The sequence below is a fragment of the Streptomyces sp. NPDC127190 genome (assembly GCF_042672505.1).
In the GTDB taxonomy this organism is placed as follows: Bacteria; Actinomycetota; Actinomycetes; order Streptomycetales; family Streptomycetaceae; genus Streptomyces.
In genome coordinates this window covers 215,401-238,060 of sequence record NZ_JBHXVE010000005.1, presented here as the reverse complement: position 1 = coordinate 238,060, position 22,660 = coordinate 215,401, and the positions used below count along the sequence as shown (strand labels likewise).

The following is a 22,660-nucleotide window of genomic DNA, read 5'->3' as shown; positions in this document are numbered from 1 at the left end:
CCAGCCAACGTCCTGGAGTGCGCTCAAGGCAAGGGGAGTTGGTCAGTCGCGGGGGAACTCGTCGGTCTTGAGAGTGAGGCCGAGGGGGGTGGTGGTCATGTCGAGGTCCACCCCGAAGACGACGGTCAGCTCGCTGAGGTACTCGCCGTCCTTGGGCTGGGTGTGCAGATGGCACCTGCCCTGGTACGGGTCGACGATGAGGTAGACGGGGACTTCGGCGGTGGCGTAGGCGGTCTTCTTGGGGCCGTAGTCGTTGCGCGCGGTGTCCTTGGAGATGACTTCGGCGACGAATTCGACGTCCTGATAACGAAAGCGGCCTTTGTCGTCCTTTACGGATCCCTTGGCCAGCGCTGCCACATCACAGGCGAAACCGTTCAGATGCCCCGGGAAGTCGATGCGTACGTCTGATGCCAGCCGCTCGATCGGATACGTGCTCCGCAACTGATCCAGGACGCGGAAAATGATCTCCCAGTGGTTGGCCCGCTGCGGCGACATGAAGATGTGCCCCCCGACGATCTCGACTTTCGTTCCCTCGGGGATGGGCATCTTGTCGAGCCACTCGAACATGACGTCCAGAGTCAGCTCGCCGCTCTCCTCGGCCATCTCGATCCTGTCTTCGAGGACGGTCATCGTGGCGCTCCTCCCCGGCTGCCCACGGACAAGTGCAGCCGCGCGGTTTCAACGATACGCACGGTGACGAGGAGACGCCGCAAATCAGGTCAATCCGTTCCGGCCGCGAACATCTGCCCGAGTCCCCACGCCTCCCGCATCGCCCCGGCGAACGCCCCCGCGATCCGGTGCTCACCGCTCGCGTTGGGATGGGTGCCGTCGTAGGTGTCGGTGTGGATGTCGTACGGCCGTGGCGGCGAGGCCAGCAGGATGGGCGAGCGGGGTTCGTCCAGGTCGGCGGCCGTTTTCGCGAGGAGGTCGTTGAAGAGGTCGACCTGTGCGGCGAAGGGCTCGTCGGCCTCGGCCCGTATGTTCGGTATGACCGGCAGCAGCACCATGCGGATGCGCGGGTTCGCCGCGCGGGCGCCGGTGACGAAGGCCCGTACGTTCTCCGCGGTCTGCTCGGCGTTGGTGTAGAAGCCCAGGTCGATCAGGCCGAGCGAGACCAGCAGCACATCCGCCCGGTGCTCCCGCACCGCCGGGCCGATCAGCGGGGCCATGTGCAGCCAGCCCTCGCCCCAGCCGGCCAGGTGGGCGCGGGGAAAGTCGGGCTCGGCGTAGGCGAGGGAGGTCGGGGCCTCGGTCTGCTTGTCGTACAGCGTCTCGCGCGGGCCGACGAAGGTGAAAGGACCGTCGTACGCCGTGCACAGATGCCGCCACAGCCGGTAACGCCATGTGTGTTCGCCCGCGCTTCCGATGGTCATGGAGTCGCCTACGGGCATGAACCTGAGCATCCGCTCATGATGGACGATCACGCGTACGCATGGGATGTGAGGGCCGCCACGCGGGCCGCTACGTGGGCCACTCCTGGGCCACCATCCGTGGGAGCCGTGGGCCACTCCTGGGCCACCATCCGTGGGAGCCGTGGGCCACTCCTGGGCCACCATCCGTGGGAGCCGTGGGCCACTCCTGGGCCACCACCCGTGGGGCCCCTGGGTCACCCCTGCGCCACCACCTGGCCGCCTCGGCCGGTGAACGCGGAGCGGGGATGGCAGGCTTGGGGGATGCGTCGATCGTCCGCCCGCCTCGCCCGAGCCCTGTCCGCCGGAGCGCTGCTCGCCGGCGTCTGCGCGCTGCCCGCGGTCCCCGCCTCCGCCGCCCCGGCCGACGGCGCCGGTGACCAGGGGTTCACCCTGAAGGACCCGAGGATCGCCGAGTCCAGCGGGCTCGCCGCCTCGCATCTGCACCCCGGCATCTACTGGACGCACAACGACAGCGGCGACGGGCCGTACATCTACGCCGTGGACAGCGCTACCGGGAAGACGGTCGCCCGTGTCACCCTGCGCGGTGTCGGCTCCCCGCGCGATGTGGAGGCGATCTCCGTCGGCCCGCACGACGAGATCTACGTCGGCGACATCGGTGACAACTTCGGCGGCAGATGGCCGTACGTCTGGATCTACCGGCTGCCCGAGCCGAAGGTCCTCAAGGACCAGACGGTCACCGCCACGCAGTACGTGGTGAAGTACGAGGACGGTCCGCGGGACGCCGAGTCGCTGGTCGTCCACCCGAAGACCGGGCGCGTCTACATCATCGACAAGAAGCAGGACGGCGGGCATCTCTACGAGGGCCCGGCCACCCTCTCCACCTCCGGCGCGAACATCTTCAAGCCCGTCGCCCCGGTCGACCTGTGGGCCACCGACGCGGCCTTCTCCCCGGACGGCCGGCAGCTCGCCGTGCGCGGCTACTTCGGCGGCATCTACTACGACTGGAACGGCGGCCGGATCAAACGCGCGGGCCAGCTGGACGTGCCGTTGCAGGGGCAGGGGGAGGGTCTCACCTACTCCCCGGACGGGGCGAAGCTGCTGTACAGCAGCGAGGGCGCGGAGAGTGCGGTGGAGGCGAAGGACGCGCCCGGCCGGCCCTCCGGCGACGAACCGGGCGGCAGCGCCAACGCGGCCTCCGGGGGCGGCTCGGGTCTCGCCGGGTTCGGGAGCGGCTCCGGTGTCGGGGTCGGCGCGGCCGTCATCGCCGTGGGCGCCCTCGCCCTGCTCGGGCTGCGCAGGCTGCGCCGACGGGGGTGAGGGGACTGAGCGGCGCCCGCCGTTCCCGACCGAGATCTTGACGTGCGCATGGTCTCCGGGTTGTCTGGAGGCGAGCGGTTTATGGGAGCGCTCCCATAGTTCCGGGGCCGCACCTCCGAGAGGAGACCAGGCACATGTTCCGCAGTTTGCGAAGAGCCCTGTGCGCGGCCGGGGCGGCACTCTTGTTGCCCTTGGCGGGGCTGGCCGGGGCGCAGACCGCCCACGCGGACACCGCACCCGGGGCCGGTTACTGGCACACCAGCGGCCGCCAGATCCTGGACGCGGCCGGTCACCCGGTGCGTATCGCCGGGGTCAACTGGTTCGGCTTCGAGACCACCAACAAGGTGGTCCACGGCCTGTGGTCCCGGGACTACAAGAGCATGATCGACCAGATGCGGTCGCTCGGCTACAACACCATCCGGCTGCCCTACAGCGACGACATCTTCAAGCCGGGCGCGATGCCCGACAGCATCGACTTCTCCGGCGGGAAGAACGCCGACCTCCAGGGCCTGACCTCGCTCCAGGTCATGGACAAGGTGGTGGCGTACGCCGGCCAGGACGGCCTGAAGGTCATCCTGGACCGGCACCGCCCGGACTCCGCGGGCCAGTCGGCGCTCTGGTACACCTCCTCCGTCCCCGAGTCGACGTGGATAGCCGACCTCAAGGCGCTGGCGACCCGGTATCTCAACCAGGACACGGTCATCGGCATCGACCTGCACAACGAGCCGCACGATCCCGCCTGTTGGGGCTGCGGCGACCAGGCCACCGACTGGCGCCTCGCCGCCGAGCGGGCCGGTAACGCGGTGCTGTCCGTCAACCCGAACCTGCTGGTCTTCGTCGAGGGCGTGCAGTCGTACAACGGCGCCTCGTACTGGTGGGGCGGCAATCTGATGGGCGTCGGCCAGTACCCGGTGCGGCTCAGCGTGCCCAACCGGGTGGTGTACTCGGCCCACGACTACGCCACCAGCGTCGCCCAGCAGAGCTGGTTCAGCGACCCGTCCTTCCCGGCCAACATGCCGGGCATCTGGGACAAGTACTGGGGCTACATCTTCAAGCAGAACATCGCCCCGGTGTGGGTCGGCGAATTCGGTACGACGCTCCAGGCGACGGTCGACCAGAAGTGGCTGGCGGCGCTGGTGAGTTACCTGAGGCCGACATCGACGTACGGGGGCGACGCCTTCCAGTGGACGTTCTGGTCCTGGAACCCCGACTCGGGGGACACGGGCGGCATCCTCAAGGACGACTGGGCGACCGTGGACACCGCGAAGGACGGATACCTGACCAGCATCAAGGCACCGCTGTTCGGGAGCACGGGAAGCGGTGGCGGCGGGGGCGGTGGCGGTGGGGGCACCTCGGCGAGTTGCAGCGCGACCTACTCCGTCAGCAGCGACTGGGGGAGCGGCTTCAACGCCGATGTGACGGTGCGGAACACCGGCACGACCGCGCTGTCGTCCTGGAAGGTCACGTGGACGTGGAGCGGCTCGCAGCGGATCAGCACCATGTGGAACGCGACGTACACGCAGAGCGGCTCGACGGTCACGGCCGTGAACGCGCCGCAGAACGGCAGTGTGCCGGCGGGCGGTTCGGTGAGCTTCGGCTTCGGCGCGGCGCCGGGCGGCGCCGCCGTACCGAGCGTGAGCTGCACCGCCTCCTGACGGGCGGCGGATACCGGGCCTGACCACGGCGAGGGCCCGCATCTCCCTCCGGGGGTGCGGGCCCTCGCCGCACAGCTGACGACTTTCGAGCCCGACGCGCAACCAAATCTCAGCTTTCGCCCAGCAATGCGGCAAAGTGTCCACCGGTCCATGACCCACCCACCACACTGGAGGACGCTGCCGTGCTCTCGACCGACTTCGTCCCGGGCGCGCCGAACTGGCTCGACCTCGGAACGCCCGACACCGCTGCGGCCGCCGCCTTCTACGGCGCGGTGTTCGGCTGGGAATTCCAGTCGGCCGGACCGGACGCCGGGGGATACGGGTTCTTCACGCTCGACGGCAAGGTGGTCGCCGGGATCGGCCCGCTGACCGAGGAGGGGGCCGTCTCCTCCTGGACGGTCTACTTCCACACCCCCGACGCGGACGCCACCGCCGAGGCCGTGAAGCGGGCGGGCGGCAGGGTGCGCGTCGCCCCCGCCGACGTCTTCTCCGCGGGGCGCATGGCCCAGTTCACCGACTCCACCGGTGCGGACTTCGCCGTATGGCAGCCGGGCGAGACGGCCGGTTTCGAGACCGTCGGGGTGCCGGGGGCCCTGTGCTGGACCGAGCTGTACACCACCGACACGGCGGCGGCCCGGGCCTTCTACGGCGCGGTGTTCTCCTGGCAGTTCCAGGACTGGCCGCTGGACGCGGAACTGGCCTACACGGTGGTGTCCCCGGCCGGGGGCGGCCAGGAGGCGGGCCAGGGCGGCATCATGCAGCTGCAACAGCAGCACCTGGACGCCGGTACCACCCCGGAGTGGCACCCCTACTTCGCGGTGGCCGACTGCGACGCCACGGTGGCCAGGGCGACGGAGGCCGGCGCCACGGTGCTCATCCCGGCGATGGACGTCGAAGGAGTGGGCCGCCTGGCGATGCTCCTGGACCCGACGGGAGCAGCCTTCGCCCTGCTGACGCCGGACCCGTCGATGGGGGGCTGAGCGGACAGCCCAGCTCGCGGCGCCCTCGGTTCGGCGAACAGGTCACCAGGGCGAGGGAGAGATACGCGGGGCGTTCGAGATAGAAACCGAGCGACACGTCACCGCCCGCGGCCAGCCGCTCCCGGGCGGAGGCGAGCAGGGCCCCGAGGCGGCGGGCCTCGCGCTGCGCGCCGGAAGCGAACCGGGGGGCGGACTCGGTGAGCCGCTCACCCAGCCAGGCCGTCGCCCCCTCCGGGTCCTGCCACGTGCCCCGCACCAGCGAGCGTGGTTTGACGAGCCAGTAGGAGACCTCCAGCGGCGGCAGATCGGACGCGGGGAACTCGGCGGCGACCATGCGGTACCGCTGGACCAGCTCCGGTCTGCTGCCGGCGGGAGGGGGCTCGGGGTGGGGCGGTCGGCGCAGGGCCTCCTCGTCGAAGCGGGGTTTGGGGCCGGTCCACAGGTAGCCGTGGTGGTGCATGGGCGTCCGGTTCGGGGCGTCAGGGGCGGAGAAGCCGGCCGGTCCCGGCGGGGCGATGGGATGCCGGGACCGGCCGGTGAGGGGGTGGGCGGACGGATCCGGCTCAGCCGGACAGCCCGAACCGCCCCGGGTCGATACCGGCGGCCGCCAGCTCGGCCGAGCTGAAGCGCAGCGGCTGCGCCTCCGGCCGCTTGCTGTCCCCGAGGGCCCAGGCGTCCTGGCCGATACGGGCCAGGGTCACGCACGCCTCGCCGTCCGGGTGGGTGCTGCCTCCGCAGGCCCTCACGAACGAGGCGCCGCTGAGATCGAGTGCGTAGAGGTCGCTTCCGTTCACCATCACTGCACCTTCCTGCTGTGCTGTCGCGGCCATGACCGACCGCTTCCGCCTCATGGGCGGAAGTTCACGAAGGCCTCGGGTGGACGCCCGAGGGGTGGTCCCGGATCTCGGTGGCATGGCGCACGGCCTGAGTGACGTCACCGGCCTGCCGGCAGGCGAGGAGCTGTCGCCAGTTGGCGGCGCAGACGTCACAGCCGGTGGCGGGAGCGCAGTCCAAGAGCCAGGCGTCGTAGACGGCGGGCACCTGGGGCGAGCGCTCCCGGTGGGTTTTCGCCATGGCGGTCACCGTGATTCCCGAGGGGGTGTGGGTTCGAGACGACGGTAGGAGCCGGGCGGAGAATGGCGAGCGCGATATTCGAGACTATTCTCTTGCGGTCACTCTGGATGCATGGACATTCACTCAGAGGCACCGACATCCTGGGGCCACCAACATCGTCAACACCCGGGGGGTGGTCGTCGTGGTGCGCAGGTTGCGGTTCAACGGGACGGGGAGTGGCTACAACGGGTGTCCCTCGGTGCATGAGGACTTGGACAGCGGAGAGGTCATCGTTCACGGCGCCCCGCTCACCGACCCTGAAGACGTGGCGCAGCTTCAGCACCTCTCGGAGGGGGAGGTGGCTGTCGTAGTGCCGCGTGAGCTTCTGGTCGACTGGGCGCCGAAGGAGCGGACGAGGCAGGTGCAGACGATCGATCTGGACGAGTTCGGTGCGCTGTTCAGTAAGTTCGAGCACACCGCGTGGCGGCTGGAGACGCGTCGCCGCTATGCGAGTGATGAGGCCGATGTCCGCTGGACGCGATTCATCGAGACGGGGACTGCTGACGCGAACGGCTCGGACAGCCCGGCGGCCAAGCAGTGGGGTGACACCATCCGCGCGCAGGTCGCACTGGGCAAGAGGATCGAGCGGGTACGCATCGTGGACCGGCCCGCGACGACCGGTCAGCGTTACCTCTTCGAGAGCGCGAAATGGAACATCGGCCTTGGCGAGGACATCCGCAACATGTGGCGCGCCGACGCGGACCGCCTCAGGCTGCCCGCCGAGGACTTCTGGCTGTTCGACAGCCGCCTCCTCGCGCTCCTGCGCTTTGATGACGACGACCAGCTCACCCACGTGGAACTGATCACAGAGCCCGCAGAGGTGGTGCGCTGCTGCATGGTGCGGGATGCTGCTTGGCATCAGGCCGTTCCCCGGGAGCAGTTCGCGGCGGAAATGGCCAGTGACCTGTAGGAGCAAGAGCGGGTACCGGTGAGCACGGACTATCAGAGGGCACGCGAGGAATTGGGCCGTCGGCTCAGAGAGCTGCGTGTCGACAGCCCTGACGGCCGGCTCACCGGTACCGCACTCGCTCAGCGGCTTGGCTGGACCCAGTCGAAGGTCAGCAAGCTGGAGAACGGCAGACAGACGCCCACGGACGACGACCTCCGAGCTTGGGCCGAAGCCACGGGCCAGCCTGCTGTGTTCGCTGAACTGCGTGCCCGTCTCAAGGGCTTCGAGAGCCAGACCCGCTCCTGGCGGCGCCAGCTCGCGGCGGGCCACCGCCCTGTTCAGGACTCCTGGAACGCGGTCATGTCCAACTCCACGGTTTGGCACGAGTGGGAAACCAGCCTCGTCCCAGGCCTTCTCCAGACCGCCGATTACGCCCGCCGCGTGTTCGAAAGCCACTCCCGACTCCAGAACTCCCCACGCGACACCGAAGATGCGGTACGTGCCCGTATGAAGCGGCAGGAGTGCTTGTACCGACCTGGCAAGCAGCTGAATCTGCTGGTATGGGAAGGAGCGCTCTGGGCTCGGGTGGCGCCACCGAATGTGATGGCGGCGCAAATGGACCGGCTTCTCGGGGTGGTGGGCATAGACACGGTGCGTTTGGGAATTGTGCCGCTGGATGCACAGCTGTCCCTGAATCCCGCCAACGCCTTCTGCATCGTGGATGAGCAGGTGGTCGCGGTCGAGGACTGGCACGCCGAACTCTGGCTCGAAGACGCCGAAACGATCGCTCTGTACCGCCGCATCTGGGACACCTTCGCCGAGTCGGCCGTCTTCGGCGCCGAGGCCCAGCAAGTGATCGCCCGCGTCCGCCGGAGCATCAAGGTCTGAGGACATACGGCCGGACCACGTCATCAGCGGCTTCCCACAGGGGCCCGCCGGGGTGGATCGCGGGGCTCCGCCAGCACTCCTCGTCGTACGGGAACGGCAGTTGGTGACCGGCCGCCCGGTTGAGTCTGGACCAGCGGCGCCACCGGGCGTCGTACGGGCTGGGGAGCGGCCATACATACGGGTCGGGGGTGCGAACCTCCTGTGCGAGCTGCCAGTGATTCATGGCGGCGGGCTTGCGGCGCAGGCGGGCGAGCGTCTCATAAAGGCGCCGGAACACGGGATACCTCCGGCTTCTCGGCGAGTGCCGTGCAGGTACTGCCGTTCAGTGCAGGTGTCCTGGCCGGATACTCGTCTGCCTTCTACTCCTTCAGCTTCGACGAGGAGCCGACGGTCGAAGCAGTTGCCATCGACAATCTGCGAGGCACGTCGGTCCTCGAAGGGGCCGAAGACCTCGCCGCTTACGCCAATGCGTACGACCTACTACGATCGGCAGCGTTGGCGCCGGACACGAGCGCGAAGCTCATCCGGGGCATACTGCGGAGCTTGAAGGAAGACACATCGTGACCGAGGTCGTAAGCCCCTTCTGGAAGTCGTCGTACTCCGGGCAGGAGAACGCCTGCGTCGAGGTCGCCGACACCGCTCCCGGCGGCCGAGCCGTCCGCGACAGCAAGCAACACAACGGCCCCCTCCTCACCGTCTCCCGCGACGCCTGGCAGGCCTTCCTCCAGCAGCTCGCGTAGGCGTCTCGGCATATTCCAGGGGCACATTCACTCATCCGGCTGACTCTGCCGCCGTACACCCCGGCTGGTCGGGCTCCCGTGGCTACGTTCCGTCGCATGGTCAGCTCACCGCATGACACCATGCACCACATCTTCCGCAAGGAGCCGGATCTGCTCGCCCGGCTCCTGCCGCGGGCGGGTATGGAGTTCCCCGAGTACCACTCGATCGAGCCGCTGGACACCGACCTCACCGAGATCAGGCCGTTGGAGCGGAGGGTTGACAGCCTCTTCCGGGTCCGGACGGCCGGGAGCGAGGGCGGTTTTCTGCTCGCCGTCGAGTCGCAGGGCAAGCCGGACCGCGACAAGCACAACAGCTGGACGTACTACGTGGCGCATCTGTACGCCAAGTACCGGCTGCCGCCCATCCTGTTGGTCGTGTGCCAGGACAAGAAGACGGCGTCCTGGGCTGCGGAGCCCATTCGCATCGGTAGTGACTTCCACACCAGCATGCAGCTCTTCCCGCTGGTGCTGGGACCGAAGAACCTGCCGGTCATCACCGACCCGGACGAGGCGGCGAAGGACCTTCCCGCCACCGTGTTCTCCGTGCTCGCCCACGCCAAAGATCCGGGTGTGCTTGCCATACTGGACGAGGTCGGGCCGGTGGTGGGGCCCCATCAGGAGTGGGCAGAAATCATCGAGATGGGTTTGGGTGATGGCCCGGCCCGTGACCACTGGAGGAAGCTGATGGACGTGTACACCCCGGTCTTCCCTGGCGCGGGCACCGTGATGGAGGAGGCTTGGCGGAAGGTCGTCGCCTACGGGGAGGCGAAGGGCGAGGCGAAGGCCGTTCTTCGGGTTCTTGATGCGCGGGGCATCGAGGTCTCCGACGCCGTCCGCGAGCGGGTCATGGCCTGCACCGAGCTCGAGGTGCTGGAAGCCTGGCTCGACCGCTCCCTGACCGCTTCGGTCGCCGAGGAGCTGTTCGCCGGGGAGGGAGAGCAGGGTTCCGGAGCCGCGAAGGGCGCCCGGTGACGATCACCGGGCGCCCTTCGTCGTACATACCGAGAGGTCAGAGCTTCTCGATGACGTAGTCGATGCAGTGCGTCAGCGCCTCGACGTCGGCCGGGTCGACCGCCGGGAACATCGCGATGCGCAGCTGGTTGCGGCCGAGCTTGCGGTAGGGCTCGGTGTCCACGATGCCGTTGGCGCGCAGCACCTTGGCGACGGCGGCCGCGTCGACCTCGTCGGAGAAGTCGATCGTGCCGATGACCTGGGAGCGCTTGGCCGGGTCGGTGACGAACGGGGTGGCGTACTTGGACTCCTCCGCCCAGGTGTACAGGCGGGTCGAGGAGTCCTTGGTGCGGGCCGCGGACCAGGCGAGACCGCCCTGGCCGTTGAGCCACTCCAGCTGCTGGTTCAGCAGGAAGAGGGTGGCGAGGGCCGGGGTGTTGTACGTCTGGTTCTTGCGGGAGTTGTCGATCGCCGTCGGCAGGCTGAAGAACTCCGGGATGTGGCGGCCGGACGCGTGGACGCGCTCGGCGCGCTCGATCGCGGCCGGGGAGAAGACACCGATCCACAGGCCGCCGTCGGAGGCGAAGGACTTCTGCGGGGCGAAGTAGTAGACGTCGGTCTCGGACACGTCCACCGGGAGACCGCCGGCGCCGGAGGTGGCGTCCACCAGGACCAGCGCGCCTTCGTCGGCACCCTCGACCCGCTTGATCGGCATGGCGACGCCGGTCGAGGTCTCGTTGTGGGTGAAGGCGTAGACGTCGACGCCGGACTCGGCCCGCGCCTCCGGGTGGGTGCCCGGGTCGCTGGCGATGACGGTCGGCTCGGCCAGCCAGGGGGCGAGCTTGGCGGCCTTGGCGAACTTCGAGGAGAACTCGCCGAAATTGAGGTGCTGGGACTTGTTCTCGATCAGTCCGTGGGTGGCGATGTCCCAGAAGGCGGTGGAGCCGCCGTTGCCGAGGACGACCTCGTACCCCTCGGGCAGGGAGAACAGGGAGCTGATGCCCTCGCGGACCTGGCCCACCAGGTTCTTGACGGGCGCCTGGCGGTGGGAGGTGCCCATGAGGGACGTACCGGTGGCGGCGAGGGCGTCCAGCGCCTCGGTCCGCACCTTGGAGGGGCCCGCACCGAAGCGTCCGTCGGCGGGCTTGATGTCAGCGGGGATCTGGATGTCGGCCACGAGTCGGAGGGTATCGGCTGGGTGAAACCGGATGGAACGGTGTCCGTCCGATGAGACGAGATCGACGGTCTGTGGACTTGTGAATTTGTACGACGATAGGGGCGGCCCTGTGGAAAAGTTTCGGTGACGGAGCGTGATCGGGCGCATCCTGGACGCATGACGGATCTCACGGATCTCACGGGTCTCGAAGCAGAGCTGCGCGGCGCCGTCCGGGGCGAGGTCGGGTTCGATGTCACCAACCGGGCGCTCGTGACGATGGACGCGTCCAACTACCGGCGGGTCCCGCTGGGCGTCGTCGCCCCCCGGGACGCGGACGACGTCGCGGCCGTACTGGAGGTGTGCCGGGCGCGCGGCGTGCCGGTGGTGGCGCGCGGCGGAGGCACCTCGATCGCCGGCCAGGCGACCGGCACCGGGGTGGTGCTGGACTTCACCCGGCACATGAACCGGCTGCTGGAGCTGGACCCGGAGGCGCGGACCGCCGTCGTACAGCCCGGCCTGGTGCTGGACCGGCTCCAGGAGGCCGCCGCCCCGCACGGCCTGCGCTTCGGCCCGGACCCCTCCACCCACAGCCGGTGCACGCTCGGCGGGATGATCGGCAACAACTCCTGCGGCTCGCACTCGGTCGCCTGGGGCACCACCGCGGACAGCGTGCGGGAGCTGTCCGTCCTCACCGCGCGCGGGCGGCGGCTGCGGCTCGGGCAGGGCTGGGCCGGGGCGCCGGACGGGCTGCGGGAGCTGGCGGAGGGCGAGCTGGCCCGGCTGCGCACGGGCTTCCCGGACCTGCCCCGCCGTATCTCGGGGTATGCGCTGGACGCGCTGCTGCCCGAGAAGGGCGCCGACGTCGCCCGCTCCTTCTGCGGCTCCGAGGGCACCCTCGGCATCCTCACCGAGGCGGTCGTACGGCTGGTGGCGGCACCCCGCGCCCGCGCCCTGGCCGTGCTGGGGTACGGCGACGAGAGCGCCGCCGCCGAGGCCGCGGCCGGGCTGCTGCCCCTCGGGCCGCTGACCGTGGAGGGCATGGCGGCCGACCTGGTGCGCTCACCGGCCGGGCTGCCCAGGGGCGGTGCCTGGCTGTTCGTGGAGACCGGCGGGGAGTCGCCGGCCGAGGCACGCGCGCGTGCGGAGGAAATCGTCCGCGCGGCCGACGTGTTGGACGCGTCGGTGGTGGTTGACCCGGCCGCCCAGCGCACCCTGTGGCGCATCCGCGAGGACGCGAGCGGCACGGCCACCCGCATTCCCCACGGCACCCCCCGCCGGTCCGTCCCCGACGGGCGGGACGCCTCCTCCCCGCCCCTTCCCGAGGGGCAGTACACCCCCGACCTGCCCGCGCCCGGCCGCGGACTCGGCGCGGAGGCCTGGCCCGGCTGGGAGGACTGCGCGGTGCCGCCCGCCCGGCTCGGCGCCTACCTCCGCGACTTCCGCGCCCTGCTGGCGGCCCACGGCCTGCGCGGCACGCCGTACGGCCACTTCGGCGACGGCTGCATCCACGTCCGGATCGACTTCGACCTCCTCAGCGAGGCGGGCGTGGGCCGCTTCCGCCGCTTCTCCGAGGAACTGGCCGACCTGGTCGTCGGCCACGGCGGCTCGCTGTCCGGGGAGCACGGCGACGGCCAGGCACGGGCCGAGCTGCTGCCCCGCATGTACGGCGAGGAGACGGTCCGGCTCTTCGAGCGGGCCAAGGCGGTCTGGGACCCCGACGACCTCCTCAACCCCGGCATGCTGGTCCGCCCGGCCCGGCTGGACGAGAACCTGCGCTTCTCGGTGCTGCCCCGCGAGCCGGTCGAGGTGGCCTTCGGCTACCCGGCCGACGGCGGCGACTTCCGCGCGGCCGTCCGCCGCTGCGTCGGCGTCGCCAAGTGCCGTACGACGACCGTCTCCGGCCCCGCCGTGATGTGCCCCTCCTTCCGCGCCACCGGCGAGGAGCGGCACTCCACCCGGGGCCGGGCCCGCCTGCTGCACGAGATGCTCGCGGGCGAACTGGTCACCGACGGCTGGCGGTCACCGGAGGTCAAGGACGCCCTGGACCTCTGCCTGTCCTGCAAGGGCTGCCGCTCGGACTGCCCGGTCGGCGTCGACATGGCCACCTACAAGGCGGAGTTCCTGCACCACCACTACGCCGGCCGCCGCCGCCCGGCCGCCCACCACACCATGGGCCGGCTGCCCGAGTGGCTGCGCGCCGTCGCCCGCACCCGCACGGCCCCCCTCGTCAACGCGCTCGCCGCCGTACCGGCAGTGGCGGCCGTGGCGAAACGCCTGGGCGGGATCACCCCCGAGCGGGACCTGCCCCGGCTGGCAACCGGCACCTTCAGCGGCTGGTGGCGGCGGCGCGCACCGGCCGGAGGCACCGGGGACCTGGTGGTGCTGTGGCCGGACACCTTCACCGAGCATCTGTCCCCGTCCGTCGGGCGGGCCGCCGTCCGCGTCCTGGAGGCCGCCGGGCTGCGGGTGGCCCTGCCGCCGACGCTGCTGCCGCGCCGGGGCGCGATCGGCGACGGCCGGACCCGTTCGGCGACCGCGCTGCTGGCCGCCCGCCGGGGCCGCGTCTGCTGCGGGCTCACCTATGTCTCCACCGGCCAGCTCGACCGCGCCCGCGCGGTGCTGCGCCGCACCCTGGACCTGATGGAACCCGTGCTGCGGGCCGGGGTCCCGGTCGTCGTGCTCGAACCTAGCTGTGCGGCGGCCCTGCGCGCCGACCTGCCCGAGCTGCTGCCCGACGACCCCCGCGCCGCCCGGCTCGCCTCCGCGGTCCGCACCTTCGCCGAGACCCTGGAGCGCCACGCCCCGCACTGGACCCCGCCCGCCGTCGACCGCCCGGTCACCGGACAGACCCACTGCCACCAGCACGCGGTCCTCGGCGACACCGCCGACCGCCGGCTGCGCGAGGCCACCGGACTCAGCGGCGAACTCGCCGGGGGCTGCTGCGGCCTGGCCGGCAACTTCGGCTTCGAGAAAGGTCACTTCGAGGTGTCCCGGGCCTGTGCGGAGGAACAGCTCCTGCCGTCCGTGCGCAGCGCCCCGGCCCAGGCGGTGGTCCTCGCGGACGGCTTCTCCTGCCGTACGCAACTGGAGCAACTGGCAGGAGTGCGCGGCCGCCACCTGGCGGAGGTACTGGCGGAGGCGCTGGACGAGCCTCCAGGCTCATAACGGGCGAACTGCGCATACCGCTGCCGGAGGGAGGAGGTCTCGCCGGATAGTCGATGTCAGCATGTGGGACAGTTGCATAAAGGGTTCACGCACCTGTCCGGGTTCCCTAACCTGGACCAGGTAGTACATCCCGCTGAACGAGCCCGATCGAGCACCTGGACCGCCCGTGACCCCCTCCGGCACCGCCACCCCGACCCCGGCCGCCACCGCCACCGCCACCGCCACCGGCTCCGCCCGCGCACCGCGGCGCCTCGGCTCGCTCGGCCCCGTCGGACTGGTCCTGGCCGGCGGTGTCTCGGTGCAGTTCGGCGGCGCGCTCGCGGTGACGCTGATGCCGCGGGCCGGAGCGCTGGGCGTGGTCACCCTGCGCCTCGTCGCGGCGGCGGTCGTCCTGCTCCTGGTCTGCCGGCCCCGGCTGCGCGGCCACTCCCGTACCGACTGGGGCACGGTGGTCGCCTTCGGCCTCGCCATGGGCGCGATGAACGGCCTCTTCTACGAGGCGGTGGCCCGCATCCCGCTCGGTCCCGCGGTCACCCTGGAGGTCCTCGGCCCGCTCGCGCTGTCCGTGCTGGCCTCCCGCCGCGCGATCAACGCGGTATGGGCGGCCCTGGCCCTGGCCGGTGTCTTCCTGCTCGGCGGCGGGGGCTTCAGCGACCTCGATCCCGTAGGTGTCGGGTTCGCCCTGGGCGCCGGAGCCATGTGGGCCACCTACATCGTCTTCAGCGCCCGTACGGGCCGCCGCTTCCCCCAGGCCGACGGCCTGGCCCTCGCCATGGCCGTCGCGGCCCTTGTCTTCCTCCCCCTGGGCATCGCCTCGGCCGGCACCCGCCTGCTGAACCCCACCACCGCCGGTCTCGGCGCGGCCGTGGCCCTGCTCTCCTCGGTCCTGCCCTACACCCTCGAACTCCTGGCCCTGCGCCGCCTGCCCGCCTCCACCTTCGCGATCCTGATGAGCCTGGAACCGGCCCTCGCGGCGACGGCCGGCTTCCTGATCCTCGGCCAGACCCTCTCCCCGGCCCAGGTGGCGGCCATCGCCCTGGTCATCGCGGCGAGCATCGGCGCGGTACGCACCCAGGTGGGGCGCGCCCACACGTCGTAGGCCCACACGCCGTAGGCCCCCACGTCGTAGGCCCACATGGCGTAGGCGCACATGGAGTCAGCGCACATCTCCTTGGCGCCTACATCGGCCAGAAATCCATGCAAGCACGCTTGATTGTTTCCACCCCCACTGCCATGCTCCCCTCATGGCCGACCCGACGCCCGTCATCGACGACCTGCGTGCGGAGAGTGAGGAACTCGACCTGCTCGTGGCCGGGTTGAGCGCCGCACAGTGGGCGCTTCCCACCCCCGCGCCCGGCTGGACCCTCGCCCACCAGATCGCCCACCTCGCCTGGACCGACCACTCGGCGCTGCTGGCCGCCACCGACCCCGCCGCCTTCCAGGCGCTGGTCGAGAAGGCGCTCACCGCCCCGGACTCGTTCGTGGACGAGGGTGCGGCGGAGGGCGCCCGGCGCCCGCCGGACGAGCTGCTGCGGGCCTGGCGCGAGGGCCGCGAAGCCCTCGACCGGGCGCTGCGCGCGGCCCCGCCCGACGCGCGCTTGCCGTGGTACGGCCCACCCATGTCGGTCGCCTCGATGGCCACGGCCCGTCTTATGGAGACCTGGGCCCATGGGCTGGACGTCGCCGACGCGCTGGGTGTGATGCGCCCACCCACCGACCGGCTCCGGCATGTGGCGAGACTCGGTGTGCGCACCCGGGACTTCGCCTTCACCGTCCATGGACTCACCCCACCTGCCGACGCCTTCCGCGTGGAGCTGACCGCCCCGCCCCCGTCCGGCGCGATCTGGGGCTACGGCCCGGAGGACGCCCCGCAGCGCGTCACCGGTCCCGCGCTGGACTTCTGCCTGCTCGTCACCCAGCGGGCCCACCGCGCGGACCTCGCGCTGACCGCCACCGGCCCGGACGCCGACCGCTGGCTGGACATCGCCCAGGCCTTCGCCGGTCCGCCCGGCAGCGGCCGCCCGGCGAAGGGGGGCCAGGCGTGACGGTCCTGCGCGTCGGCAACTTCTCCGGCTTCTACGGCGACCGCTTCACAGCGCTGCGCGAGATGCTCACCGGCGGCGAGATCGACGTCCTCACCGGCGACTACCTCGCCGAACTCACCATGCTCATCCTCGCCCGGGACCGGCTGAAGGACCCCTCGGCCGGATACGCCCGCACCTTCCCGCGCCAGCTGGAGGAGTGCCTCGGCCTGGTCCGGGAGCGCGGGGTGCGGATCGTCACCAACGCGGGCGGGCTCAACCCGGCGGGCCTCGCCGACGCCGTCCGGACGTCGGCCGCCCGGCTCGGCATTCCGCTGCGCGTCGCGCACGTCGAGGGCGACGATCTGACCGGCGCCCTTCCTCAGGCTCTGGGCCCCGCTCGACCAGGGGGGACCCCCTCCGACACCCTCGCCGCCCACGCCTACCTCGGCGGGTTCGGCATCGCCGCGTGCCTGCGGGCGGGCGCGGACGTCGTGGTCACCGGGCGAGTGACGGACGCGGCCCTGGTCACCGGGCCGGCCGCCGCCCACTTCGGCTGGGGCCCGGGGGAGTACGACCGGCTCGCGGGCGCCGTCGTCGCCGGACATGTGCTGGAGTGCGGCACCCAGGCCACCGGCGGCAACTACGCCTTCTTCCAGGAGGCCGACGTGCGCCGCCCCGGCTTCCCGCTGGCCGAGATCCACGCCGACGGCAGCAGCGTCATCACCAAGCACCCCGGCACCGGCGGCCTGGTCGACGTCGGCACGGTCACCGCGCAGCTGCTGTACGAGACGGGCGGCGGCCGGTACGCCGGGCCGGACGTCACCGCGCGGCTGGACACCGTACGGCTCGCCCAGGACGGGCCGGACCGGGTACGGATCGAGGGGGTGCGCGGCGAGGCCCCGCCGCCCACCCTGAAGGCCGGGCTCAACCGGCTGGGCGGCTTCCGCAACGAGGTCGTCTTCGTGCTCACCGGTCTCGACATCGAGGCCAAGGCCCGACTGGTGCGCGAGCAGCTCGGCGACGCCCTGGCCAAGGCACCGCCCGCCGAGGTCCGCTGGGAGCTGGTCCGCACCGACCGGGCGGACGCCGGTACCGAGGAGACGGCCAGCGCCCTGCTGCGGCTCGTCGTACGGGACCCGGACCAGCAGGTGGTGGGGCGGGCGCTGAGCGGGGCCGCGGTGGAGCTGGCGCTGGCCAGCTACCCGGGCTTCCATGTGCTGGCGCCACCCGGGAAGGGCGCGCCCTATGGGGTCTTCGAGGATGTGGCCGTCCCCCATGGCGTCGTCGACCATGTGGCCGTCCTCGACGACGGCCGCCGTATCCCTGTGCCGCCGCCCCAGGACACCCTGCCCCTGACGGACGTACCGGCCCCGCCGCTGCCCGACCCGCTGCCGCCCGGGCCCACCCGCCGCGCCCCGCTCGGCCTGGTCGCCGGGGCGCGCAGCGGCGACAAGGGCGGCGACGCCAACGTCGGGGTGTGGGCGCGCACCGACGACGCCTGGCGGTGGCTCGCGCACGAGCTGACCGCCGAAAGGTTCCGGCAGCTGATCCCCGAGAGCCGGGAACTGCCCGTCACCCGGCATGTGCTGCCGAACCTGCGCGCCCTGAACTTCGTGGTGCAGGGCATCCTCGGCGCCGGTGTCGCGGCACAGGCCCGTTTCGACCCGCAGGCCAAGGCCCTCGGCGAATGGCTGCGCTCCCGCCACCTGGACGTTCCGGAGGCCCTCCTGTGACGGTTCTCAGCACCTCCCTGGACCCCGCGAGCGCCGGCTACCGCGCGGCCCGCGAGGCCATGCTGGCCAAGCTCGCCGACCTGGAGGCGGAGCACGCCAAGGCGCTCGCGGGCGGCGGCGAGAAGTACGTCGCCCGGCACCGCGCGCGCGGCAAACTGCTCGCCCGGGAACGCATCGAGCTGCTGCTCGACCCGGACACCCCGTTCCTGGAGCTGTCCCCGCTGGCCGCCTGGGGCAGTGACTACACCGTCGGTGCCTCGCTGGTCACCGGCATCGGCGTGGTGGAGGGCGTGGAGTGCCTGATCACCGCCAACGACCCGACCGTCCGCGGCGGCGCCAGCAACCCCTGGAGCCTGAAGAAGGCCCTGCGCGCCCATGACATCGCGCTCGCCAACCGGCTGCCCTGCATCAGCCTGGTGGAGTCGGGCGGCGCCGATCTGCCCTCCCAGAAGGAGATCTTCATCCCCGGCGGCGCCCTCTTCCGGGACCTCACCCGCCTGTCCGCCGCCGGCATCCCGACCGTCGCCGTGGTCTTCGGCAACTCCACCGCGGGCGGCGCCTACGTCCCCGGCATGTCCGACCACGTGATCATGGTCAAGGAGCGGGCGAAGGTGTTCCTCGGCGGGCCGCCGCTGGTGAAGATGGCCACCGGCGAGGAGAGCGACGACGAGTCCCTGGGCGGCGCGGAGATGCACGCGCGCGTGTCCGGGCTCGCCGACCACTTCGCCGTGGACGAGCGGGACGCCCTGCGGCAGGCGCGCCGGGTGGTCGCCCGCCTCAACCACCGCAAGGCGTACCCGGACCCCGGCCCGGCCGAGCCGCCCAAGTACGCCGAGGAGGAGCTGCTCGGCATCGTCCCCGGCGACCTCAGGACCCCGTTCGACCCGCGTGAGGTCATCGCCCGGATCGTCGACGGCTCCGACTTCGACGAGTTCAAGCCGCTGTACGGCACCAGCCTGACCACCGGCTGGGCGAGCCTGCACGGCTACCCGGTCGGCGTCCTGGCCAACGCGCAGGGCATCCTCTTCAGCGCGGAGTCGCAGAAGGCCGCCCAGTTCGTCCAGCTGGCCAACCAGCGCGACATCCCGCTGCTGTTCCTGCACAACACCACCGGCTACATGGTCGGCAGGGAGTACGAGCAGGGCGGGATCATCAAGCACGGCGCGATGATGATCAACGCGGTGTCCAACTCCCGCGTCCCGCACCTGTCGGTGCTGATGGGTGCCTCCTACGGCGCCGGGCACTACGGCATGTGCGGCCGCGCCTACGACCCGCGGTTCCTGTTCGCCTGGCCCAGCGCCAAGTCGGCCGTCATGGGCCCGCAGCAGCTCGCGGGCGTGCTGTCGATCGTCGCCCGGCAGTCGGCGGCGGCGAAGGGGCAGCCGTACGACGAGGACGCGGACGCCGCCCTGCGCGCGATGGTGGAGCAGCAGATCGAGTCCGAGTCGCTGCCGATGTTCCTGTCCGGGCGGCTGTACGACGACGGCGTCATCGACCCGCGCGACACCCGCACCGTCCTCGGCCTGTGCCTGTCCGCGATCCACACCGCCCGCTACGAGGGTGCGCGGGGCGGCTTCGGCGTCTTCCGGATGTGAGGCATCACGTGATTTCGACACTCCTTGTGGCCAACCGGGGCGAGATCGCCTGCCGGATCGTCCGGACCTGCCGCGAGCTGGGGATCCGGACGGTCGCCGTGCACTCCGACGCCGACGCGGACGCGCTGCACGCGCGCGTGGCCGATCTGGCGGTACGGCTGCCGGGGGCGGCGCCCGCCGAGACGTATCTCCGTGGCGATCTGCTGGTGAAGGCGGCCCTGTCCGCCGGCGCGGACGCCGTGCACCCCGGTTACGGCTTCCTCTCGGAGAGCCCCGGCTTCGCCCGTGCCGTCCACGCCGCCGGACTGACCTGGATCGGGCCGCCGCCGCAGGCCATCGAGGCGATGGCGTCCAAGACCCGGGCGAAGCGGCTGATGGGGCTGGCGCCGCTGACCGAGGTCACCGAGGCCGACCTGCCGGTGCTGGTGAAGGCGGCCGCGGGCGGCGGGGGGCGCGGGATGCGGATCGTGCGCCGTCTGGAGGAGCTGCCCGGTGCGCTGGAGGGCGCGCGCGCCGAGGCGGCGAGCGCCTTCGGTGACGGCGAGGTGTTCGTGGAGCCGTATCTGGAACACGGCCGCCATGTCGAGGTGCAGATCCTCGCCGACACCCACGGCACGGTCTGGCCGCTCGGCACCCGCGACTGCTCCCTCCAGCGCCGCCACCAGAAGGTGATCGAGGAGGCCCCGGCGCCCGGACTCACCGAGGGGCTCGCGGCCGAGCTGCGCACCCTGGCCGTGCGCGCCGCGCGCGCCGTCTCCTACGTCGGCGCCGGCACCGTCGAGTTCCTGGTCGCCGACGGGCGCCCCCACTTCCTGGAGATGAACACCCGCCTCCAGGTCGAACACCCCGTCACGGAGGCGGTGTTCGGCATCGACCTGGTCGCGGAACAGATCCGTGTCGCGGAGGGCCGCGCCCTCGAAAAGGACCCCCCATGCGCGCGTGGGCACGCGATCGAGGCCCGCCTGTACGCGGAGGACCCCGCCCGGGACTGGGCCCCGCAGACCGGCACCCTGCACCGGCTCGCCGTACCGCCCGGCGTCCGCCTGGACACCGGCTACACCGACGGCGACACCATCGGCGTGCACTACGACCCGATGCTCGCCAAGGTCGTCGCGCACGCGCCCACGCGCGCGGAGGCGATCCGCAAGCTGGCGGGAGCCCTGGAGCAGGCGGCGGTGCACGGCCCGGTCACCAACCGCGACCTCCTCGTCCGCTCGCTGCGGCACGAGGAGTTCGTCCGGGCCCGCATGGACACCGGCTTCTACGACCGCCACCTCGCCACCCTCACCGAGCCCGCCCCCGACCCGTACGCCCCGCTGGCCGCCGCCCTCGCCGACGCCCACGGCCGGTCCCGCTTCGGCGGCTGGCGGAACGTTCCCGCGCAGCCGCAGGTGAAGCGGTACGCGAGGGCGGGGGAGGAGCACGAGGTCCGCTACCGCCACACCCGGCAGGGACCCGTGGCCGAGGGGGTGCACGTCGTGCACACCGACCCGCACCTGGTCGTCCTCGACGTGGACGGCGTGCGGCGCAGGTTCGACATCGCCCGCTACGGCGACGAGATCCATGTCAACGCCACCCGCCTCACCGCCCTGCCCCGCTTCCCCGACCCGGTCGCCCAGCTCGCCCCCGGCTCCCTGCTCGCCCCGATGCCCGGCACGGTCGTACGCGTCGCGGAGGGTCTGGCCGAGGGGACGGCCGTGGCGGCGGGCCAGCCGCTGGTCTGGCTGGAGGCGATGAAGATGCAGCACCAGATCTCGGCACCGGTCACCGGAACGCTGACAGCGCTGCACGCCGAGCCGGGACAGCAGGTGGAGCCCGGCACGCTGCTGGCGGTCGTACAGCACACCTCTTCCTAGGAGCCCCATGACCCCCGTCATCGAATCCGAAGAGCACCAGGCCCTCCGCGCCGCCGTGGCCGCCCTCGGCAGGCGCTACGGCCGCGACTACGTCACCCGGACCGTCGCCGAGGGCAAGCCGCCCACCGAGCTGTGGACCGAGGCCGGCAAGCTCGGCTACCTCGGCGTCAACCTGCCCGAGGCGTACGGCGGCGGAGGCGGCGGCATCAGCGAACTCTCCGTCGTCCTGGAGGAGCTGGGCGCCGCCGGCTCCCCGCTGCTCATGCTCGTCGTCTCACCGGCCATCTGCGGCACGGTGATCGCCCGCTTCGGCACCGAGGCGCAAGCGCGGGCCTGGCTCCCCGGACTCGCCGACGGCAGCCGCCTGATGGCCTTCGGCATCACCGAACCCGACGCCGGTTCCAACTCCCACCGCATCACCACCACCGCCCGCCGCGACGGCACCGACTGGCTGCTCACCGGCCGCAAGGTCTTCATCTCCGGCGTCGACCTGGCGGACGCCGTCCTGATCGTCGGCCGCACCGAGGACGCCCGCACCGGACGCCTCAAGCCCTGCCTGTTCATCGTGCCGACGGACGCCGAGGGCCTCCAGAAGCGGCCCATCGACATGGAACTGAAGGCGGCCGAGAAGCAGTTCGAGCTGGCCCTGGACGACGTACGGCTGCCCGCCGAGGCGCTCGTCGGCGACGAGGACGCCGGTCTGCTCCAGCTGTTCGCCGGCCTCAACCCGGAGCGGATCATGACGGCCGCGTTCGCGATCGGCATGGGCCGCTACGCCCTGTCCCGGGCGGTCGAGTACGCCCGCGACCGCACCGTCTGGCAGGCCCCCATCGGCGCCCACCAGGCCATCGCGCACCCCCTGGCACAGGCCCACATCGACCTGGAGCTGGCCCGGCTGATGATGCAGAAGGCCGCCCGCCTCTACGACGCGGGCGACGACACCGGCGCGGGCGAGGCCGCCAACATGGCCAAGTACGCGGCCGGAGAGGCCTGTGTGAAGGCCGTCGACCAGGCCGTGCACACCCTCGGCGGCAACGGGCTCACCCGCGAGTTCGGGCTCGCCTCGCTGATAACGGCCGCGCGCGTGGCTCGTATTGCACCGGTCAGCAGGGAGATGATTCTCAACTACGTCTCCCACCAGACCCTGGGCCTGCCCAAGTCGTACTGATCGCACCCGGCCGTGCGA

20 protein-coding genes and 1 pseudogene are annotated in these 22,660 nt (G+C 71.6%); 15 read left to right on the top strand and 6 right to left on the bottom strand.

Going from position 1 to position 22,660, the window contains the following annotated elements:
- Positions 1–42: 42 nt before the first annotated feature.
- Positions 43–630 (bottom strand): Uma2 family endonuclease, encoded by a 588-nt coding sequence (locus tag ACFVIU_RS11365; protein WP_385842056.1) that lies wholly within the window; start codon positions 628–630, stop codon positions 43–45.
- Between the two features lie 89 nt (positions 631–719).
- Positions 720–1,403 (bottom strand): SGNH/GDSL hydrolase family protein, encoded by a 684-nt coding sequence (locus tag ACFVIU_RS11360; RefSeq protein WP_385842055.1) that lies wholly within the window; start codon positions 1,401–1,403, stop codon positions 720–722.
- A gap of 270 nt (positions 1,404–1,673) precedes the next feature.
- Here ACFVIU_RS11360 and ACFVIU_RS11355 point away from each other — a divergent pair, with 270 nt between their 5' ends.
- From ACFVIU_RS11355 to ACFVIU_RS11345, 3 genes are all read left to right on the top strand, one after another.
- Positions 1,674–2,690 carry a WD40 repeat domain-containing protein gene (locus ACFVIU_RS11355; RefSeq protein WP_385842054.1) on the top strand — a complete coding sequence of 339 codons (1,017 nt, stop codon included), beginning with the start codon at positions 1,674–1,676 and terminating at the stop codon, positions 2,688–2,690.
- A gap of 134 nt (positions 2,691–2,824) precedes the next feature.
- A complete protein-coding gene (locus tag ACFVIU_RS11350; RefSeq protein WP_385842053.1) occupies positions 2,825–4,345 on the top strand; it encodes a cellulase family glycosylhydrolase in 1,521 nt (506 codons plus the stop codon).
- 182 nt (positions 4,346–4,527) lie between these two features.
- On the top strand, positions 4,528–5,325 hold the full coding sequence (locus ACFVIU_RS11345) for a VOC family protein (protein WP_385842052.1): 798 nt from the start codon (positions 4,528–4,530) through the stop codon (positions 5,323–5,325).
- On the opposite strand, the pseudogene ACFVIU_RS11340 reads toward ACFVIU_RS11345, so the two are convergent.
- The 3 genes and pseudogenes from ACFVIU_RS11340 to ACFVIU_RS11330 all read right to left on the bottom strand — a co-directional run.
- A pseudogene (locus ACFVIU_RS11340) lies at positions 5,324–5,785 on the bottom strand (hypothetical protein); the annotation flags it as partial. The gene ACFVIU_RS11345 and the pseudogene ACFVIU_RS11340 overlap by 2 nt on opposite strands.
- Positions 5,786–5,888: 103 nt before the next feature.
- Positions 5,889–6,122 carry a DUF397 domain-containing protein gene (locus tag ACFVIU_RS11335; RefSeq protein WP_385842050.1) on the bottom strand — a complete coding sequence of 78 codons (234 nt, stop codon included), beginning with the start codon at positions 6,120–6,122 and terminating at the stop codon, positions 5,889–5,891.
- Between the two features lie 64 nt (positions 6,123–6,186).
- Entirely contained in the window at positions 6,187–6,399 is a 213-nt protein-coding gene (locus ACFVIU_RS11330; protein WP_385842049.1) for a hypothetical protein, read from the bottom strand.
- A 181-nt stretch (positions 6,400–6,580) separates the two neighbouring features.
- Here ACFVIU_RS11330 and ACFVIU_RS11325 point away from each other — a divergent pair, with 181 nt between their 5' ends.
- From ACFVIU_RS11325 to ACFVIU_RS11305, 5 genes are all read left to right on the top strand, one after another.
- Positions 6,581–7,348, top strand: coding sequence for a DUF6879 family protein (locus ACFVIU_RS11325; RefSeq protein WP_385842209.1), 768 nt, complete (start codon positions 6,581–6,583; stop codon positions 7,346–7,348).
- A gap of 18 nt (positions 7,349–7,366) precedes the next feature.
- Complete coding sequence (locus ACFVIU_RS11320) at positions 7,367–8,215, top strand: helix-turn-helix domain-containing protein (protein ID WP_385842048.1); 849 nt, start codon at positions 7,367–7,369, stop codon at positions 8,213–8,215.
- A gap of 306 nt (positions 8,216–8,521) precedes the next feature.
- Entirely contained in the window at positions 8,522–8,779 is a 258-nt protein-coding gene (locus ACFVIU_RS11315) for a Scr1 family TA system antitoxin-like transcriptional regulator (RefSeq protein WP_385842047.1), read from the top strand.
- Complete coding sequence (locus tag ACFVIU_RS11310) at positions 8,776–8,955, top strand: DUF397 domain-containing protein (protein ID WP_385842046.1); 180 nt, start codon at positions 8,776–8,778, stop codon at positions 8,953–8,955. Before ACFVIU_RS11315 ends, ACFVIU_RS11310 begins: the two co-directional genes overlap by 4 nt.
- 96 nt (positions 8,956–9,051) lie before the next feature.
- Complete coding sequence (locus tag ACFVIU_RS11305) at positions 9,052–9,966, top strand: hypothetical protein (RefSeq protein WP_385842045.1); 915 nt, start codon at positions 9,052–9,054, stop codon at positions 9,964–9,966.
- A 37-nt stretch (positions 9,967–10,003) separates the two neighbouring features.
- Here ACFVIU_RS11305 and serC read toward each other — a convergent pair whose 3' ends face one another.
- Positions 10,004–11,122 carry a phosphoserine transaminase gene (gene serC / locus ACFVIU_RS11300; RefSeq protein ID WP_385842044.1) on the bottom strand — a complete coding sequence of 373 codons (1,119 nt, stop codon included), beginning with the start codon at positions 11,120–11,122 and terminating at the stop codon, positions 10,004–10,006.
- Between the two features lie 156 nt (positions 11,123–11,278).
- On the opposite strand from serC, the gene ACFVIU_RS11295 reads away from it, so the two are divergent.
- From ACFVIU_RS11295 to ACFVIU_RS11265, 7 genes are all read left to right on the top strand, one after another.
- Positions 11,279–14,266 carry an FAD-binding and (Fe-S)-binding domain-containing protein gene (locus ACFVIU_RS11295; RefSeq protein WP_385842042.1) on the top strand — a complete coding sequence of 996 codons (2,988 nt, stop codon included), beginning with the start codon at positions 11,279–11,281 and terminating at the stop codon, positions 14,264–14,266.
- 166 nt (positions 14,267–14,432) lie between these two features.
- Positions 14,433–15,365, top strand: coding sequence for a DMT family transporter (locus ACFVIU_RS11290; protein WP_385842041.1), 933 nt, complete (start codon positions 14,433–14,435; stop codon positions 15,363–15,365).
- A gap of 145 nt (positions 15,366–15,510) precedes the next feature.
- Complete coding sequence (locus ACFVIU_RS11285; protein WP_385842040.1) at positions 15,511–16,311, top strand: TIGR03084 family metal-binding protein; 801 nt, start codon at positions 15,511–15,513, stop codon at positions 16,309–16,311.
- Positions 16,308–18,023 (top strand): acyclic terpene utilization AtuA family protein, encoded by a 1,716-nt coding sequence (locus ACFVIU_RS11280; RefSeq protein WP_385842038.1) that lies wholly within the window; start codon positions 16,308–16,310, stop codon positions 18,021–18,023. The genes ACFVIU_RS11285 and ACFVIU_RS11280 overlap by 4 nt, the downstream gene beginning before the upstream one ends.
- A complete protein-coding gene (locus ACFVIU_RS11275; RefSeq protein WP_385842037.1) occupies positions 18,020–19,618 on the top strand; it encodes an acyl-CoA carboxylase subunit beta in 1,599 nt (532 codons plus the stop codon). The genes ACFVIU_RS11280 and ACFVIU_RS11275 overlap by 4 nt, the downstream gene beginning before the upstream one ends.
- Positions 19,619–19,626: 8 nt before the next feature.
- Positions 19,627–21,474: a biotin carboxylase N-terminal domain-containing protein gene (locus ACFVIU_RS11270; RefSeq protein ID WP_385842036.1), complete on the top strand. Its 1,848-nt coding sequence runs from the start codon at positions 19,627–19,629 to the stop codon at positions 21,472–21,474.
- A 7-nt stretch (positions 21,475–21,481) separates the two neighbouring features.
- Complete coding sequence (locus ACFVIU_RS11265) at positions 21,482–22,642, top strand: acyl-CoA dehydrogenase family protein (RefSeq protein WP_385842035.1); 1,161 nt, start codon at positions 21,482–21,484, stop codon at positions 22,640–22,642.
- Positions 22,643–22,660 lie beyond the last annotated feature (18 nt).

Excerpts from the sequence above, each read along its gene's own strand:
- ACFVIU_RS11285 (WP_385842040.1), top strand. The coding sequence starts at position 15,511 with ATGGCCGACCCGACGCCCGTCATCGACGACCTGCGTGCGGAGAGTGAG.
- ACFVIU_RS11295 (WP_385842042.1), top strand. The coding sequence starts at position 11,279 with ATGACGGATCTCACGGATCTCACGGGTCTCGAAGCAGAGCTGCGCGGC.
- ACFVIU_RS11350 (WP_385842053.1), top strand. The coding sequence starts at position 2,825 with ATGTTCCGCAGTTTGCGAAGAGCCCTGTGCGCGGCCGGGGCGGCACTC.
- ACFVIU_RS11335 (WP_385842050.1), bottom strand. The coding sequence starts at position 6,122 with ATGGTGAACGGAAGCGACCTCTACGCACTCGATCTCAGCGGCGCCTCG.
- ACFVIU_RS11305 (WP_385842045.1), top strand. The coding sequence starts at position 9,052 with ATGGTCAGCTCACCGCATGACACCATGCACCACATCTTCCGCAAGGAG.
- ACFVIU_RS11360 (WP_385842055.1), bottom strand. The coding sequence starts at position 1,403 with ATGCTCAGGTTCATGCCCGTAGGCGACTCCATGACCATCGGAAGCGCG.
- ACFVIU_RS11330 (WP_385842049.1), bottom strand. The coding sequence starts at position 6,399 with ATGGCGAAAACCCACCGGGAGCGCTCGCCCCAGGTGCCCGCCGTCTAC.
- ACFVIU_RS11365 (WP_385842056.1), bottom strand. The coding sequence starts at position 630 with ATGACCGTCCTCGAAGACAGGATCGAGATGGCCGAGGAGAGCGGCGAG.
- ACFVIU_RS11355 (WP_385842054.1), top strand. The coding sequence starts at position 1,674 with ATGCGTCGATCGTCCGCCCGCCTCGCCCGAGCCCTGTCCGCCGGAGCG.
- ACFVIU_RS11265 (WP_385842035.1), top strand. The coding sequence starts at position 21,482 with ATGACCCCCGTCATCGAATCCGAAGAGCACCAGGCCCTCCGCGCCGCC.